Below are 418 nucleotides of genomic sequence, written 5' to 3' on the forward strand. Positions count from 1 at the left end.
CGACGACGACAAACAGTTCCAGGACGCCCGGATCATCTTCGTCGACACCGAGGCCTCCAACTGGACCTTCGACCCGGTCCGCAAGCAGTACTACTGGCATCGCTTCTTCTCCCACCAACCGGACCTCAACTACGAGAACCCGGCGGTACAGGAGGAGATCATCTCCGCGCTGCGGTTCTGGCTGGACCTCGGGATCGACGGCTTCCGTCTCGACGCGGTCCCGTACCTGTACCAGACAGAGGGCACCAACTGCGAGAACCTGCCGCGCACGCATGAATTCCTCAAGCACGTGCGCAAGGAGATCGACGCCCACTACCCGGACACGGTGTTGCTGGCGGAGGCGAACCAGTGGCCCGAGGACGTCGTCGACTACTTCGGTGACTTCCAGAGCGGTGGCGACGAATGCCACATGGCGTTC

General features: G+C 62.4%; 1 protein-coding gene. It reads left to right on the forward strand.

Translation table 11 applies throughout. From position 1 onward, the window contains the following. The coding region (locus tag ADL01_RS23370; RefSeq protein WP_267889935.1) for an alpha-amylase family glycosyl hydrolase at positions 1-418 on the forward strand (418 nt) is incomplete at both ends.

Source organism: Streptomyces sp. NRRL WC-3618 (genome assembly GCF_001280005.1).
In the GTDB taxonomy this organism is placed as follows: domain Bacteria; phylum Actinomycetota; class Actinomycetes; order Streptomycetales; family Streptomycetaceae; genus Streptomyces.